Origin of the sequence: Corallococcus exercitus (assembly GCF_003611585.1) — a bacterium.
Classification (GTDB): domain Bacteria; phylum Myxococcota; class Myxococcia; order Myxococcales; family Myxococcaceae; genus Corallococcus; species Corallococcus exercitus.
The window spans coordinates 33,774-49,800 of the sequence record NZ_RAVW01000014.1 but is presented as its reverse complement, the minus strand read 5'-3'; the positions used below and the strand labels follow the sequence as shown (position 1 = coordinate 49,800).

Here is a 16,027-nt window from a genome sequence, read left to right as displayed (position 1 = left end):
CAACCCCCCTACGCGCTCGCCGGTCCCGCCCACCGCACGGACGCCTTCTTCCACGTCGACGTCCGCGACGGTCATCTCCCGAGGTCCCGGTTACGTGCAGCGTCCGGGTTCCACGGGTGGGCGCCCTGGTGGGCCGCCGGGCAGCCGTCCGGGTGGTCCGGGTGGTCCCGGCAGCCGTCCGGGTGGGCCCTCGGGGCCGGGCAGCCGTCCTGGCGCGCCCATGCAGGGCCGTCCGGGCTCGCCGCCCATGCAGAGCCGTCCGGGAGCGCCCATGCAGGCGCGTCCGGGCCAGACGGGGCCGGTGCGTCCGTCCTCGCCTCCCACGGCCGGTGGCACGGGTGCCCCGGTGCAGCCGAGCGGCCCGACCATCATGGTCGGCGGCGTCCCGCACGCCCAGGTCGCGCCCACGCCGGGTGCCCAGGCCCGCCCCACGGCCACCCAGGCCGTGGTGATTTCGCGCCCGCTCATCCAGGTCCGCCGCGTCACGCCCACCACGACCCAGGCCAAGCAGTACCCCATGGCCCCGGGCCGCACGGCGCTCGGCACGGAGAAGCGCGAGTACAAGGTCGTCCCGGATCACCTGGGCCGCGGCCGCGAGCTCGTGGACGTCTCCAAGAACAAGGAGCGTGGCCAGCGCAAGCGCACGGGTCCTGAGACGACCAGCGTTTCGAAGCAGGAGCTGTCGGACATGGTCTGGGGCCGCATCCAGATCCCCATCCGCGGCAAGAAGCGCAAGCCGACGAAGAAGGGCGCCAAGACCCAGATCACCCAGATGGCCGAGGAGAAGAAGGTCATCAAGCTCCAGGAGGGCATCAGCGTCTCCGACCTGGGTCAGCGCATGGGTATCCGCACCGCGGAGCTCATCAAGAAGCTGATGGGCATGCAGAAGATGGCCACGGCGAACCAGATCCTGGACGCCGACACCGCGGAGCTCATCGCCACCGACTACCACTGGAAGGTGGAGCGCGTCGGCTTCGAGGTGGAGGACTACCTGCCGGAGGTCGCGGCCAAGGCGGAGGACGAGCGTCCCCGTCCGCCGGTGGTCACCATCATGGGCCACGTCGACCACGGCAAGACGAGCCTCCTGGACGCCATCCGCCAGGCCAGCGTGGCCGCGGGCGAGGCGGGCGGCATCACCCAGCACATCGGCGCGTACAGCGTGTCCACCGCGCGCGGCGACGTCACGTTCCTGGACACCCCGGGCCACGAGGCCTTCACGTCCATGCGCGCCCGTGGCGCCAACGTGACGGACATCGTGGTGCTGGTGGTGGCGGCGGACGACGGCGTGATGCCCCAGACCATCGAGGCCATCAAGCACGCGAAGCAGGCGGAAGTGCCCATCGTCGTCGCCATCAACAAGATGGACGTCCCGGGCGCCAACCCCGACCGCGTGAAGAAGGACCTCGCGAGCCAGGAGCTGGTGCCGGAAGAGTGGGGCGGCGACACCATCATGGTGCCCGTCTCCGCGAAGACGAAGATGAACCTGGATCTCCTCCTGGAGAACCTGGCGCTGCAGGCGGAGGTCCTCGAGCTGACGGCGAATCCCTCCCGTCCGTCCGTGGGCGCCATCGTGGAAGCGAAGCTGGAGCGTGGCCGCGGTCCCGTGGCCACGGTGCTGGTGCAGGAGGGCACGCTCAAGCTGGGCGACGCCATCGTCACCGGCACGCACTACGGCCGCGTCCGCGCCATGAACAACAGCCGCGGCGAGGCGGTGAAGGAAGTGAAGCCGGGCTACTGCGCGGAGGTCGTCGGCCTGTCCGGCGTGCCCACCGCGGGTGACGCCATCAACGTCGTCTCCGACGAGAAGGCGGCCAAGCAGATCGCCGACCACCGCGGCATGAAGGAGCGGCAGACCGAGCTCAGCAAGGTCAGCCGCGAGTCCCTGGACCAGCTCTTCGCCAAGACGAAGGCGGGCGGCGGGCCCAAGGAGCTGCGCGTCATCATCAAGGCGGACGTGCAGGGTTCCGCGGAGGCCGTGCGCCAGGCGGTCGAGAAGCTCACCACGCACAAGGTGCGGGTGGTCATCATCGACGCGGGCGTGGGCGCCATCACGGAGACCGACGTCATGCGCGCCGCCGCTTCCAAGGGCGTCGTGCTGGGCTTCAACGTGAAGCCGGAGTCGGGCTCGGAGGCCGCCGCCAAGGCGCAGCAGGTGACGCTGCAGAGCTACTCCATCATCTACGAGCTCATCGACGGTGTGCGCTTGGAGATGGAGAACCTCCTGGAGCCCATCCGCACCGAGCGCAAGCTGGGCCGTGCGGAGGTGCGCAACACCTTCAACGTGCCGAAGCTGGGCACCATCGCCGGCGCGGCCGTCCTGGACGGCGTGATGAAGCGCGGCTCGTTCGTGCGCCTCATGCGCGAGAACAAGCAGCTCTTCTCCGGGAAGATGGCGTCGCTGCGCCGCTTCAAGGACGACGTGAAGGAAGTCGCGCAGGGCTTCGAGTGCGGTATCGGCATCGAGAACTTCAACGACCTCAAGGCCGGCGACATCATCGAGGCCTACGAGATCGAGGAGACCCGGCAGAGCCTCTCGTAATCCTGGAGAGGCAACGCCTCTCGTAATCCGGCGAGGCGCACTCGACGGACCCCGGGGAAGGCCCCACCTTTCCCGGGGGATGGACGACGAGTCGGCGGGGCCCTGGCGCGGATGGAGCGCTCAAGGGCCGCTGCCGGCCTGGGGGACCTTTATGTTCGTCGGTGTCGCACGCCTCACCCTCCAGATTCCGGAGAGCGCCTCGCTGAAGTCCAAGCGGCAGGTGCTCCGCCGGGTGACGGACCGGGTGAAGGCCCGCTTCAACGTGGCCGTCGCGGAAGTGGACGACCAGGACCTCTGGCAGAAGGCGTCCGTGGCCCTGGCCGTCGTGGGCAACGAGCGCCCGCACGTGGATGAGCAGCTGGAGAAGATCATCCACTTCATCGAAGAGATGTACGTCGCGCCGCTGATGGCCCGGGAGACGGAGATCCTCGCCTTCGGGGACACGCTCTATTCCGACAAGAGGCCGACGGGCTTCCGTGCCCCGGCGAAGGTGCCGGCGCCGGAGGACGAGGACGCCCACCTGTCCCCCGAGGACGCGCACGCGCACTCGGAGGCGGCCATCGCCCGGTTCCTGCGCAGCGACCGTTCGCTGGCGGAAGCCGAGGGGTTGGGCTCGTGGGACCAGCGGCACGAGGGCGCGGGCCCCGGGCCCGGGACGTCCCGCTCCACGGGTGACGGTGGAACCTTGACGCTGGACGACGCGCGGGCGAAGGCCCGGGCGCTGCGCAACCCGCGAGATTGGGAGAAGAAATGACGACGCATGCACGACCCGAGCGCGTGGGGCAGGAAATCCAGGCGGCCATCGGTGCCCTGCTGACACGGGGAGAGTTGCGCGACCCGCGCATCGGCTTCATCACCATCACCGGCGTGAAGGTGTCGCCGGACCTGCGGGTGGCGAAGGTGTTCTATTCGATGCTGGGCACGGACCAGGAGAAGGCGGACACGCAGAAGGGCCTGGAGGCGGCCAAGGGCTTCGTGCGCCGCGAGGTGACGTCCGCGGTCAACCTGCGCGTGTCGCCGGAAATCTTCTTCGCCTTCGACGCGTCGGTGGGCGAGGGCGATAAGATCGACCGGCTCCTGCGCGAGGTGCGCGGCAAGGAAGGCTGGTAGGCCCCGCTTCATGGACGGCGTTCTCGTCATCGACAAGCCCCTGGGCCCCACGTCCTTCGACGTGGTCCGTCAGGTGCGCGGCCTGCTGAAGGTGAAGAAGGCGGGCCACACGGGGACGCTGGACCCCATGGCCACCGGCGTGCTGCCGGTGTGCCTGGGAGAGGCCACCAAGGTCGCCGGCATCATCACGGAAGGCGACAAGGCCTACGACGCCGTGGTGCGGCTTGGAATCGAGACGGACACCCAGGACGCCCAGGGCAAGCCGACGGCCCAGGCCCCGGTGCCCCCGCTGACGGCCCCGCTGCTGGAGGCCGTGCTCGCGCGCTTGCGGGGCACCTTCGAACAGGTGCCGCCCATGTACTCGGCGGTGAAGGTGGCCGGGAAGCGGCTGTACGAGCTGGCGCGCGCAGGCGAAGAGGTGGAGCGGGCCAGCCGCACCGTCACCGTGCACGAGCTGGTGCTGCGCGACTTCTCCGCGGACCGGTTGACCCTGTCCGTGCGGTGCACGAAGGGCTTCTACGTGCGCACGCTGGCGTACGACCTGGGCCGCGCGCTGGGCTGCGGAGCGCACCTGGAGGCGCTGCGGCGCACGATGAGCGGCCCCTTCACCCTGGCGCGCGCGCTGCCGCTGGGGGACCTGGCGTCCCTGTCGCGCGAGGCCGTGGCCGGGCGGCTGGTGTCGCTGGCGGATTCGCTGACGGACCTGCCGGCCGTCCGGGTGAACGCGGACGAGGCGCGGCGCGTCTTGCACGGTGTCCCCGTGGAGGTCGCCCCCGTGCCGGGCCGCGTGCGGGTGCTGGGCCCGGATGACGCGCTGCTCGCCATGGCGGAGGTGGTGGGCGGGCGGCTGCGCTACTTCCGGGTGTTCAACTGAGTGGCCACCCGGACCCATGACATCGCCGTGAGCGTGGCCCCGGGCCTCCGGAGCGCCTTCGACGGGCGGCGCGAGCTGTCCCTGGGCGTCCCCGCGGCGGCGGGCATTGGCGACGTGGTGGAGGCGCTCCTGCGGCTGTACCCGCGCACCCGGCAGCTATTGGCGGGCGACGGCGGCGAGCCGGGGGGCCTGTACCTGCACGTGGCCATGGATGAGGCATCCGCCCGGGAGCTGTCACCGGGCGGGGGCGGAATGCCGGGCGGCTGCCGGTTGTACGTCTTCGCACTGTCCCGGCCCCCGAAGGGCGGACGGACGGGCGGCGAAGGTTGACCCCCCAGGGGGTGAAGCTTATAAGCGGCCCGCTCGTTAGAAGGACCATGAGGCCGGGTCTGTACCCCTCCGCGGACCCAGGCGGCACGAGCGGTCACCCCGGAGCGGGATTCAGGAAGAAGCCCATGTCGTTGCATCAGGAACGCAAGAGCGAGCTGGTCACGAAGTTCCGCACCCACGAGTCCGACACCGGCTCGCCCGAGGTGCAGGTGGCGCTGCTGTCCGAGCGCATCAACATGCTCACCGAGCACTTCAAGACCCACAAGAAGGACCACCACTCCCGCCGCGGTCTGCTGAAGCTGGTCGGTCAGCGCCGCCGCATGCTGGACTACCTCAAGTCCAAGGACGTGGCCCGCTACAAGAAGCTCATTGAGGGCCTCGGCATCCGCAAGTAGTCCTCGAGCAGCACCCGGGGCGCTGGCACACCACCAGCGCCCCGCGCATTTGGGCAGCACGGTTTCACGCGGTAGCAGTTCGACAACAGAAGCGCGGACGTGGGCGAAGGAGTGGGCGAGGGAGAGGTGGAGGCGGGCTCTTTTGGTTTCCGTTCAGACCGGCCGACCTGAAGTCTGGGTGGGCGGGTGTGATCAGGGATCAAGAGGTCTGGTCCATCCCTCCGGCGCTCCGCAACGGAGCCCGTTTCCGCAGTACAGGCAGCGTTCGTCTGGCATGTGCCTGCTTCAGGCCCTGGCGACCGCTCAATCCCAGAGGGCCCCTTTCCGGGCGGCTCCTGCCCCACGCACGTGGGCGGGCCGCGGCTGGCAAGGGTCCTCGCACGCGAAGCAGGCACAGAGGCCACACGACATGTTGAAGAAGAGCGTCAAGATTGGTGAGAACGAGCTGAGCATCGAGACGGGCCGCCTGGCCAAGCAGGCCGACGGTTCCGTGGTGGTCCGCTACGGCGACACCATGCTGCTCGTCACCGCGGTGAGCGCGCGGGAGAAGAAGGACGTCGACTTCCTGCCCCTCACGGTGGAGTACCAGGAGAAGCTGTACTCGGCGGGCCGCATCCCGGGCAGCTACTTCAAGCGCGAGGGCCGCCTGACGGAGAAGGAGACGCTGGCCTCCCGTCTGGTGGACCGCTCCCTCCGTCCGCTGTTCCCGGAAGGCTACGCCTACGAGACGCAGGTCATCTCGTCCGTCATCTCCGCGGACCCGGAGAACGAGGGTGACATCCACGGCATCACCGGCGCCTCCGCGGCGCTGTGGGTGTCGGACATCCCGTTCAACGGCCCCATCGCGGGCATCCGCGTGGGCCGCGTGGGCGGCCAGTTCGTGGCGAACCCCACCGCGAAGCAGCGCGAGCAAAGCGACCTGGACCTCGTCATGGCGGTGAGCCGCGAGGCCATCGTGATGGTGGAGGGTGGCGCGGAGGAGGTCAGCGAGGCGGACATGGTGGCGGCGCTGGAGTTCGGCCGTCAGCAGGCCCAGCCAGTGCTGGACCTCCAGGACCAGATGCGCGCGGAGCTGAAGAAGCAGGTCCGCTCCTACGAGAAGCTGCCCACCATCGACGAGGGCCTGCGCAACCAGGTTCGCGCCCTGGCGATGGAGGGCGTGAAGGCCGGCTACGCCATCAAGGAGAAGGCGGCCCGCTACGACGCGCTCTCCAAGGCGAAGAAGGCGGCGGTGGCGGCGCTCAAGGAGAAGATGGGCGCGGAGTTCACCCCGCAGGTGGAGAAGCACGCCAAGCAGGTCATCGAGGACCTGAAGTACGACCACATGCGTGAAATCACCGTGAACGGTGGCCGCATCGGTGATCGTCCGCACAACGTGGTGCGCCCCATCACCAACGAAGTGGGCGTGCTGCCCCGCACGCACGGCAGCGCGGTGTTCACCCGCGGCGAGACGCAGGCGCTCGTGGTGGTCACGCTGGGCACCAGCGAGGACGAGCAGCGGCTGGAGCTCTTGAGCGGCCAGGCCTTCAAGCGCTTCATGCTGCACTACAACTTCCCGCCGTTCAGCGTGAACGAGACCAAGCCCCTGCGCGGCCCCGGCCGTCGCGAGGTCGGTCACGGCGCCCTGGCGGAGCGCGCGCTGCGCAACATGATTCCGGCCAGCGACTCGTTCCCCTACACGGTGCGTCTGGTGTCGGAGATTCTCGAGTCCAACGGCTCGTCCTCCATGGCCTCCGTGTGCGGTGGCACGCTGGCGCTGATGGACGCGGGCGTCCCCATCAAGGCGCCGGTCGCCGGCATCGCCATGGGTCTGGTGAAGGAGGGTGAGAAGATCGCCATCCTGTCCGACATCCTGGGTGACGAGGACCACCTGGGCGACATGGACTTCAAGGTCTGCGGCACGTCCAAGGGCATCACGTCCATCCAGATGGACATCAAGATCACCGGCCTCACCACGGAGATCATGAGCCGCGCGCTGGAGCAGGCGCGTCAGGGCCGCGAGCACATCCTGGCGGAGATGGCGAAGACGCTGAGCGCTCCGCGCAAGGAGATCAGCCAGTTCGCGCCGCGCATCACCACCATCCAGATCCGTCCGGAGTTCATCAAGAACGTCATCGGGCCGGGCGGCAAGGTGATCAAGGACATCATCGCGCGCACGGGCGCGGCCATCAACATCGAGGACACCGGCCGCGTGGACATCGCCAGCGCGAACGGCGAGGCGGTGAAGGCGGCCATCGCGATGATCCAGGCGCTCACGCGCGAGGCGGAGATCGGGAAGATCTACACGGGCACCGTCCGGAAGATCGCCGAGTTCGGCGCCTTCGTGGAGCTGTTCCCGGGCACCGACGGCCTCATCCACATCTCCGAGCTGTCCGACAAGCGCGTGAAGAGCGTGTCGGACGTGCTGAGCGAGGGTGACGAGGTGCTGGTGAAGGTCGTCAGCATCGACAAGACGGGCAAGATCCGCCTGTCCCGCAAGGAGGCCATGGCCGAGCGCACCGCCGCGCAGGGCACGCCTCCGGCCGCGGCCGCCGCCCCGGTGGCGACGCCGGACGCGAAGGCCTGAGTCCGGCCCCCGCGTAGCGGCCCTTCGTGAAGGAAGGCCGCTTTCCGCAAAGCGCCCCGTCTCCTCTCGCCTCCGGGCGCGAAGGGGCGGGGCGTTGTCGTTGCGGGCAAGGACTTCGTCCGCTGTCGGCGAGGGGCAACCACCGCAGGGGCCGTCGTGCACCCAGCCCTCGGGCAAGAACCCTGTCCACCTGGATGAGAAGGTAAGAACTTCGTAGGGGCGCCCCGTCAGCGGCGCACCGCACGAACCTGTCCGACAGTCGGACAGGTTTGGGCAAACCGCGGCTGGTGACCCTTGCCCCATCGGCGCAGCGGAAACCTGTCCGACAGTCGGACCGGTTGGGACCGCCTCAGGTGGAAGGTGCTCCGGATGGATGCTGTCCCGGGGCTTCGGACGGAGCTCGCGGTGTTTTCGTCCTGGGGCGCTGGAGGCTTAAAACCCTGGGAGGGCTTCCCGCGTTGATGGGGGACCGCCCCGGAGGCGCTCCATGCCGGTCCACCCATCCAGCTCCTCGGAGCCGTCGAGCAGCTTCCTCACGGACGTGTCCCGGTTCCTGGGGGCTTTCCGCTGGACGTTCATGCCGCTGGGGCTGCTCGCGCTCGTCGCGGTGGGCGTGCACGCGGCGGCGGACACGCTGGATGACCGGCTACTCACGGCGGTGGACCGGATGGACTCCGCGTTCGACGCGTGGGTGGGCCAGTTCCCCGCGACCGCCTCCCTGGTGGACTGGGTATCGCTGGAGACGCGCACCCGTTTGGCTCGGGCGCTGGCTTTGTGCTGGGAGCTGGCGGCGGACCTGCTCCTGGCACTGCCCGCGCTCGGCTATCGCGAGACCGAAGCCGCCCGGCCCGTGGAGCCTTGGCAGCCGGTGACGGCGTCCGCTTCGGCGTCCTCCTCGTGGAAGGCGCTGCTGCGCCGCTGTCTGCGGCGGCCCACGCCGATGCGGTGGGTGCGGCCCCTGGCCACCACGGGCGTGGTGCTCGCGGGCGCGTGCACGGTGGCGCGGTTGGTCCAGGGCACGGTGTACCTGTCGTGGCGGCCGCTGTTCGGCGACGTGCCGGCGGACTGGGCGGCCCGGGGACTGGCGGTGGCGGCGCTGTGCGGCGTGAGCGTGTCGCTGGGCTGGCGCGCGGTGCTGCGCAACCTCCAGCACGCGGACGCGGCGTGTGACGCGGCGGGCCCCCGGCGGGCGTGGAGTCGCGGACTCGTGGGGTGCCTGCTGGTGGCGCCCCTGGGCCTCGCGGCGGTTTGGGACGCGGCCCCGGTGCTGTCCTTCCTGCGCTGAGGCCCTGACGCATGTTCGCTCGACGCGCCCGGGGCCTCTTGGACTTCACCTTCGCGCTCCTGTGCGTGTGGTGCGCGTACCACCACACGCCCGCGGGCGCGATCCTGCGACGCACGGGGGCCTGGGCCTTCCATACGCGCACCACGGCCCGGCCGTTGCTCGCGTACTACGACGGCGTGAGCGGCACGTCGGTGCCCATGCCGGACGCGCTGCCCGCCGCGATGCTCACGCGCGTGCCCACGAGCGCGGAGGCGCTGGCGTGGGGGACGCACTCGGCGCTGAAGGCCCTGGACCCGAAGGCCCGCGAGCCCGCGCTGGCCCTGGCCCGCGAGGAGGGCATTGCCCCAGAGACGCTGGTGGATCCGGTGCGCGGACCGGCGGCGACGCGGCGGCTGCTGGACGCGCTCGCCGGGGACTTCCCGTCGGAAGAGGCGCGGGTGACGGCGGTGTTCGCGGGGCGGGTGCCCGCGCGGTTCGCGCTGCAGCGGGTGGACGCGGAGGGTGGGGCGCTGAGCCTGGAGCGCCTGGCGAAACAGCTTCCGCCGGGCTTCGAGGGCTCCTCCGTCGGCGCGGCGCAGGCGCTGGCCTTGTCCACGGCACTGATGCTCGGGTGGCCGGTGGCGGAGAGCGCTCCGGTGACGAGCCCCTTCGGCTACCGCGTCCACCCCACGCTGCGTACGCGCCGGATGCACACCGGAGTGGACCTGGCGGTGCGCTCGGGCACGACGGTGACGGCGGTGGCCGCGGGCGTGGTGCGCCGCGCGAGCGAGGACTCCGTCAACGGCCGCGTGCTGGTGCTGGACCACGGGCGGGGCGTGACGACGGCGTACTGCCACAACTCCGAGCTGCTGGTGAAGGCGGGCACGCGCGTGGAGAAGGGACAGGCCATCGCGCTGTCGGGCAGCACGGGCAGGTCCACCGGGCCGCACCTGCACTACCAGCTGGAGCTGGCCGCGCGGCCGGTGGACCCATTCGGGTTCCGCACCGCCCTGCGCATGGCGGACGGTGCGACCGAACTGTGAGGGCAGGGGCCACACGACCCGTGACGTCGGGGCCAGGAAATGGAGGGGGGGCAGGGTGCGTGTTACGGCAGGGGGCATGGACCCCTCGCTGACCGTCCCCGTGCGCCGGGTGCGCTCGCATCCGGACCCGCTGCCCCTGCCTCGTTACGAGACGGAGCTGGCCGCCGGGCTGGACCTGCGGGCCGACATCGACGGGGAGCGGGTGCTCCAGCCCCTGGAGCGGATGGCGGTGCCCACGGGGCTGGCGTTCGCGCTCCCCCCGGGCTTCGAGGGGCAGGTGCGGCCCCGCTCGGGGCTGGCGCTGCGACATGGGGTGACGTGCCTCAACTCTCCCGGAACGGTGGACGCGGACTACCGGGGGGAGGTGCAGGTGCTGCTCGTGAACCTGTCCAACACCCCTTTCACCCTGCGTCGGGGGGACCGGGTGGCCCAGCTGGTGGTGGCCCCGGTGACGGCCACGGTGCTGCGCGAGGTGGACGTGCTGGAAGTGACTTCCCGGGGGGACGGCGGTTTCGGGTCCACGGGTCGCTAACGGCCCGGCGCGCAACGTCGTTCCTCAACGGCTCCGGAGCGGGCAGAATGGAGGCCCCCGGCCGTCCGCCGGGAAGGCCGCCCCCCCGCGGCCCTGTTCCGGAGTTTCACTGCTTTGCTCTGCTACCGCTGCGGCAGCCATGTCCCCGATACGAGTGAAACCTGCGCCACGTGTGGCCAGAAGTTCGATGCGGCCGCGCGCCAGGCGGTGGGGGCGGCGCGCCGGAGGGGAGCGGAGGGCGCGCCCTACAAGCCGGGCGACGTCGTCGCGGACCGCTACGCCATCCAGGAGGTCGTCGGGTCGGGGCCGCTGGGCTTCGTCTTCCGCGCGCAGGACCAGGCCATCGACGTGGAGGTGGCGCTGAAGGTCATCCAGCCCCGGCTGGTGCAGCAGCCGGAGGAGCGCACGCAGTTCGCCCTGTCCATGCGGGTGGGCAAGAAGCTCAACCACCCCAACCTGGTGCGCGTGTACGAGGAGGGCGTGGACGGGGACCGGCCCTTCTTCACGATGCAGCTGCTGGAAGGGCTCACGCTGCGCCGGATGATGGAGCAGCGCGCGGCGAAGGGGCAGCTGTTCTCGTTGAAGGAAGTGGAGCCGCTGCTGGCGCAGATGGCGGCGGCGCTGGACGGGGCGCACCGCTTCGGGCCGCACTCGGACGTGAAGCCGGAGAACGTCTTCGTCCTGCCGGACATGCTGAAGGTGTCTGACTACGGGCTGGGGCTCGCGGTGCCGCACCTGCCCTTCGTGCAGGCGCAGAAGGGGCACCGGGCGGCGGCGTACATCGCTCCCGAGTACGTGAATGGCGCGGAGCTGGACACGCGCATGGACGTGTACTCGCTGGGCGTGTTGATGGGCGAGATGGTGACGGGGTTGCTGCCGGAGGACGGCGGGGTCCCCGAGGTGTCGGTGCGGCATCCGGACCTGCCGCCCGCGTTCGAGTCCCTCTACCGGCGCGCGCTCAATGTGAACCCGCTGGCCCGTCCGAAGTCGGGCGGCGAGCTGCACGCGGAGTTCGCGGCGCTGGTGCAGCGGCACCCGGCCGCGGCGTCGCGGCAGCGTGCGGTGCCTGCGTCGGGCGCGTTGCCCGCGGCCGTGGTGGCCGCGAGGGCCGCGAGCAAGCCGCTGCCGCCGGTGCCCACGGGCATGTTGCCAGTGGCGAGCGCGCCCACGCCCGCCGCGCCCATCCCGGCACAGGACGATTCGCCTCCGCCGGATGCGACGCAGCCGCTGGACGCGGCGACGCTGGCGGCCATCCTGGGGTCGAACGCGCAGGCGCTGGACTACATCACGGGCCCCGAAGCGCGCTCCGTGTCCGACGCGGCGACGATGCAGGAGATGCGCGCGGTGGCCCCGACGGGACGCAAGGGCGCGGAGGCGTCGCAGGACCCGCGGCTGCTGGGACAGGCCTCGGAGGCGGCGACGCAGCAGGAGCCTCGGGCGGCCTCGCGCGCGGGGGATGAACCGCGAGCGGCTCCGGCCAAGGCCGCCGAGCCGGTGATGCGCATCTTCGCCAAGGCGGAGGAGCCGTCGTTCCCGGCGGATCCGCGTGGGGCCCGCTCCGCGGAGGCCGAGGGCCGGTCCTCGGGCCGTGGCGGTGATGCCGCTGGCGATGGACGCGGTGGCCGGGCTTCGGAGTCGGCGTCGGGTGGCCGTGGTGAAGCGTCCAGCGACGGGCGCTCCGGCCGTGGTGATGCATCGAGCGACGGGCGCTCCAATGGTCGCGGTGAAGCCGCGGCCAGCGATGCGCGCTCGAGTGGTCGCGGCGAGTCCTCATCGGGCGACCTCCGCTCGAACGGTCGCGGTGAAGCCGCGTTGAGCGAGGGCCGCTCGGGTCGCGGTGAGTCCTCCTCCGCTGATGCACGCTCGGGTGCTCGCGGTGAGTCCTCATCGGGCGATGCTCGCTCCAATGGTCGCGGTGAAGCGGCACCCAGCGACGGACGCTCCGGACGCGGTGCCGACGCGTCCGACGGCCGGTCCAGCAATCGCAACGCGGATGCATCCGCCACGGAGTCACGGTCCGGCCGGGGCTCCGACGATGACGAGCCCTCGGAGTCCCGTTCCTCCAGCCGCGGTGGCCGCAACCCTCGGGCCTCGGGCGCGGTGTCCTCGGTGAACGGTCGCGGCTCGGAGCCGTCCTCTCCTCGGGCCCCGCGAGCCTCGGCGGCCCAGGGCGCGGTCCGTCCCTCCGGCGTCCAGGATGCGAACTCCACGGGTGGGCGCTCGCGCAAGGGCGAGCCCCCTCCCGACGTGTCGGGTGTCCGCTCCTCTGCGCGCCGGCTGCCGCCCTCGGTCTCTGGCCTGCACACGCTTCCCACGACGCGGGCCACGCAGGCGAAGCCGGCCCGTTCCGGCCCCAGTTCGATGATGTGGATGGTCATCCTCGCGGTGGCCGGCGTCGTGCTGGGCGCGGGCGGTGGCTACCTCTACCTGCGCGTGCGTCAGGCCCAGGCCGCGAAGAACAGCCCCACGCCCGCCACGCCCGGCCCATCCGCGGCGGTGGGCGGCATCATGGCCGCGGACCACTGTCCGGACGGCATGCGGCTGGTGAGCGGCGGCAGCTTCAAGAAGGGCGCGTCCCCGGAGGACCTGCAGGCGGCCGGATCCACCGACGAGATGCGCATGGAAAGCGTCATGGTGGACTCGTTCTGCGTCGACGAGTTCGAGTTCCCCAACAAGGCCGGCCGCAAGCCCCAGGTCTCCGTGACGTGGCTCGACGCGAAGTCCGCCTGCGAAGGCAAGGGCAAGCGGCTGTGCTCGGAGGACGAGTGGGAGAAGTCCTGCAAGGGCCCCGGCAACGCGCGCTTCTCCTCCGGTGACGAGCAGGCCCAGACGGCCTGCAACACTGGAACGGCTGAAGGGGGCGGGCAGGCCCTGGCGCCCTCCGGGGCCCGCCAGGCCTGCCGCTCCGGCTACGGCGCGCTGGACCTGTCGGGCAACGCCGCCGAGTGGACCGCCTCCAACTACCCAGGCACCGAGGACCGGCTCATCAAGGGCGGCGCCTTCAACTCGCCCGGCGACACCGCCCGGTGCGCCGCGCGCCGGCGGGGGGCTGTGTCGCTGAAGGCCCCGGACGTGGGCTTCCGCTGCTGCCAGAACGTGCTGCGATGACGACGCTCCGGAGGCTCGCGCTCCTCACGCTCCTCCTGCCCGCCGTCGCCCTCGCGCAGGCCACGCCGCGAAGTCCCGCGCGGCCCCGCGTGGTGGCCGTGAAGTCCTCGAGCCTGGCGCCGTACGCCTCCTTCCTCGCCGGCTTCGCGTCCGAGGCCCGCGCGGATGTCACCGAGCTGACCCTGGAGGAGAGCCCCACGGAGGCCGCGCGCGTCTTCAAGTCGCTGGCCGCGCAGAAGCCCGCGCTGGTGCTGGCCCTGGGACCGCTGGCCGCCAACGCCGCGCGACGCTCGCTGGGCGAGGACGTGCCCGTGCTCTTCGCCATGGTGCCGTACCACGAGAAGTACGGCCTGGAGGCGCCCAACGTCACCGGCATCGCGCTCACCAGCGACTTCGGACCGGAGCTGGCCGCGCTCAAGGCCGTGGCTCCCGGCGCGAAGCGCGTGGGCATCCTGCATGACCCGCGCTCCTCGGCGGGCGCGGTGGCGCAGGCCCGCTCCGCTGGCGCGGCCCTGGGCCTCACCGTCGTCCCGCTGGCCGTGGAGGCGCAGGAGCGGGTGGGCGAGGTGCTGGAGGGCGCGGCGGGGAAGGTGGACGGGCTCTTGATGGTTGCGGACAAGACCGTGGGCAACGCTTCCGTCGTCCAGGCGCTCATCGCCTTCAGTGCCTCCCGCAAGGTGCCGCTGGTGGCGCTCACGGCCAGCCAGGTGAAGGAGGGCGCGACGCTGGCCCTCGCGCCGGCCCCGCTGACGCTCGGTCAGCAGGCGGGAAGGCTGGCCAATCGAATCGTCCACGAGAAGGTCGACCCCGGCGCGCTGGCGGTGGCGCGGCCCGAAGGCCTGGACCTCTCGTTCAACCTCACCGCCGCGAAGAAGTCAGGTCCGTCCTGTGACGTCGCGCTGGAAGTGCTCCGGTTCGCGGCGCGCCGGGACTTTGCCGTGAAGGTCTACGAGTGATTCCACGCTACAGCCGTCCCGAAATGGCCTCCCTCTGGTCCGACGTCGCCCGCTATCGCCGCTGGCGCGACGTGGAGCTCGCCGCGCTGGAGGGCATGGTCGCGCAAGGCCTCGCCCCCAAGGACGCGCTGGCGGACTGCCTCGCCCGCGCCGGTGACTTCACCGAGGCGGACGCCGCGCGCATCGAGGAGATCGAGCGCACCACCAAGCACGACGTCATCGCCTTCCTCACCTTCGTGGAGGAGCGCGTGGGGCCCAGCGCCCGCTGGCTGCACCTGGGCATGACGTCCTCGGACGTGCTGGACACGTCGCTGGGGCTCACCCTGCGCGACAGCGTGGACCTGCTCCTGAAGGGCATGGACCGCGTGATGGCCGCGGTGGAGAAGCGCGCCTTCGAGCACAAGCACACGCTGCAGATGGGCCGCAGCCACGGCATCCACGCGGAGCCCATCACCTTCGGGCACAAGCTGGCCATCTGGTACGACGAGCTGCGCCGGGGCCGCACGCGCCTCCTGCACGCGCGCGACACCATCGCCGTGGGCAAGATTTCCGGCGCGGTGGGCACGTTCGCGCACCTGCCGCCGTCGGTGGAGGAGCACGTCTGCCAGAAGCTGGGCCTCAAGCCCGCGCCCGCCTCCAGCCAGGTGGTGCAGCGCGACCGGCACGCGGAGTTCTTCACCGCCATCGCCCTCGTCGGCGCGAGCCTGGAGAAGTTCGCCGTGGAGATCCGCCACCTCCAGCGCACGGAGGTGCGCGAGGCGGAGGAGCCCTTCACGCCCGGACAGAAGGGCTCCAGCGCCATGCCGCACAAGCGCAACCCCATCCTGTCGGAGAACCTCACGGGCCTCGCGCGCCTCCTGCGCGGCTACGCGGTGAGCGCCATGGAGGACGTGGCGCTGTGGCATGAGCGGGACATCTCGCACTCGTCCGTGGAGCGCGTGATTGGCCCGGACGCCACCGTCCTGCTGGACTTCATGCTCCACCGCTTCGCGGGCCTGGTGGAGAACATGCGCGTCTACCCGGAGCAGATGAAGAAGAACCTGGACCTCTTGGGCGGCGTGGTGAACTCGCAGCGGCTGCTCCTGGAGCTCGCGCGCAAGGGCATGGACCGGCAGGCCGCGTACGTCGTCGTCCAGCGCAACGCGATGCGGATGTTCGAGGAGGGCGTGGACTTCCGGCAGGCCCTGCTCAACGACGCGGACCTGCTCAAGATGATGACGCCCGAGGAGGTCTCCGACTGCTTCTCCCCGGGCTACCACACGCGCCAGATGGACGCGGTGTTCCAGCGCGTCTTCGGCCGCGCCAGCTGA

At 71.1% G+C, this 16,027-nt stretch carries 13 protein-coding genes; all 13 read left to right on the top strand.

What is annotated here, in order from left to right; all coding sequences use genetic code 11:
- On the top strand, positions 1-2,539 hold a 2,539-nt coding region (infB, locus tag D7W79_RS03350; protein WP_120523873.1), incomplete at its 5' end, for a translation initiation factor IF-2.
- 151 nt (positions 2,540-2,690) lie between these two features.
- Positions 2,691-3,293, top strand: a complete 603-nt coding sequence (locus D7W79_RS03345; RefSeq protein ID WP_120523870.1) for a DUF503 domain-containing protein — start codon at positions 2,691-2,693, stop codon at positions 3,291-3,293.
- Complete coding sequence (gene rbfA / locus D7W79_RS03340; RefSeq protein WP_120523869.1) at positions 3,290-3,649, top strand: 30S ribosome-binding factor RbfA; 360 nt, start codon at positions 3,290-3,292, stop codon at positions 3,647-3,649. The genes D7W79_RS03345 and rbfA overlap by 4 nt, the downstream gene beginning before the upstream one ends.
- A gap of 10 nt (positions 3,650-3,659) precedes the next feature.
- The gene (truB, locus tag D7W79_RS03335; RefSeq protein ID WP_120523868.1) at positions 3,660-4,523 is read left to right on the top strand and encodes a tRNA pseudouridine(55) synthase TruB; all 864 of its coding nucleotides are present in this window, start codon (positions 3,660-3,662) and stop codon (positions 4,521-4,523) included.
- The gene (locus D7W79_RS03330; protein WP_120523867.1) at positions 4,524-4,853 is read left to right on the top strand and encodes a hypothetical protein; all 330 of its coding nucleotides are present in this window, start codon (positions 4,524-4,526) and stop codon (positions 4,851-4,853) included.
- A 125-nt stretch (positions 4,854-4,978) separates the two neighbouring features.
- Positions 4,979-5,248, top strand: coding sequence for a 30S ribosomal protein S15 (gene rpsO / locus D7W79_RS03325; RefSeq protein WP_014398807.1), 270 nt, complete (start codon positions 4,979-4,981; stop codon positions 5,246-5,248).
- Between the two features lie 409 nt (positions 5,249-5,657).
- Positions 5,658-7,814, top strand: a complete 2,157-nt coding sequence (pnp, locus tag D7W79_RS03320; RefSeq protein WP_120523866.1) for a polyribonucleotide nucleotidyltransferase — start codon at positions 5,658-5,660, stop codon at positions 7,812-7,814.
- A gap of 487 nt (positions 7,815-8,301) precedes the next feature.
- Positions 8,302-9,099 (top strand): hypothetical protein, encoded by a 798-nt coding sequence (locus tag D7W79_RS03315; protein ID WP_120523865.1) that lies wholly within the window; start codon positions 8,302-8,304, stop codon positions 9,097-9,099.
- An 11-nt stretch (positions 9,100-9,110) separates the two neighbouring features.
- Positions 9,111-10,121 (top strand): M23 family metallopeptidase, encoded by a 1,011-nt coding sequence (locus D7W79_RS03310; protein ID WP_120523864.1) that lies wholly within the window; start codon positions 9,111-9,113, stop codon positions 10,119-10,121.
- A gap of 76 nt (positions 10,122-10,197) precedes the next feature.
- Positions 10,198-10,653 (top strand): dUTP diphosphatase, encoded by a 456-nt coding sequence (dut, locus tag D7W79_RS03305; RefSeq protein WP_120523863.1) that lies wholly within the window; start codon positions 10,198-10,200, stop codon positions 10,651-10,653.
- Positions 10,654-10,767: 114 nt separating this feature from the next.
- Positions 10,768-13,761, top strand: a complete 2,994-nt coding sequence (locus tag D7W79_RS45635) for a protein kinase domain-containing protein (RefSeq protein ID WP_158616877.1) — start codon at positions 10,768-10,770, stop codon at positions 13,759-13,761.
- A complete protein-coding gene (locus D7W79_RS03285; RefSeq protein WP_208729625.1) occupies positions 13,758-14,717 on the top strand; it encodes an ABC transporter substrate-binding protein in 960 nt (319 codons plus the stop codon). Before D7W79_RS45635 ends, D7W79_RS03285 begins: the two co-directional genes overlap by 4 nt.
- Positions 14,714-16,027: an adenylosuccinate lyase gene (gene purB / locus D7W79_RS03280; RefSeq protein WP_120523861.1), complete on the top strand. Its 1,314-nt coding sequence runs from the start codon at positions 14,714-14,716 to the stop codon at positions 16,025-16,027. The genes D7W79_RS03285 and purB overlap by 4 nt, the downstream gene beginning before the upstream one ends.

Excerpts from the sequence above, each read along its gene's own strand:
- D7W79_RS03345 (WP_120523870.1), top strand. The coding sequence starts at position 2,691 with ATGTTCGTCGGTGTCGCACGCCTCACCCTCCAGATTCCGGAGAGCGCC.
- rbfA (WP_120523869.1), top strand. The coding sequence starts at position 3,290 with ATGACGACGCATGCACGACCCGAGCGCGTGGGGCAGGAAATCCAGGCG.
- truB (WP_120523868.1), top strand. The coding sequence starts at position 3,660 with ATGGACGGCGTTCTCGTCATCGACAAGCCCCTGGGCCCCACGTCCTTC.
- rpsO (WP_014398807.1), top strand. The coding sequence starts at position 4,979 with ATGTCGTTGCATCAGGAACGCAAGAGCGAGCTGGTCACGAAGTTCCGC.
- pnp (WP_120523866.1), top strand. The coding sequence starts at position 5,658 with ATGTTGAAGAAGAGCGTCAAGATTGGTGAGAACGAGCTGAGCATCGAG.
- D7W79_RS03315 (WP_120523865.1), top strand. The coding sequence starts at position 8,302 with ATGCCGGTCCACCCATCCAGCTCCTCGGAGCCGTCGAGCAGCTTCCTC.
- D7W79_RS03310 (WP_120523864.1), top strand. The coding sequence starts at position 9,111 with ATGTTCGCTCGACGCGCCCGGGGCCTCTTGGACTTCACCTTCGCGCTC.
- dut (WP_120523863.1), top strand. The coding sequence starts at position 10,198 with ATGGACCCCTCGCTGACCGTCCCCGTGCGCCGGGTGCGCTCGCATCCG.
- D7W79_RS03285 (WP_208729625.1), top strand. The coding sequence starts at position 13,758 with ATGACGACGCTCCGGAGGCTCGCGCTCCTCACGCTCCTCCTGCCCGCC.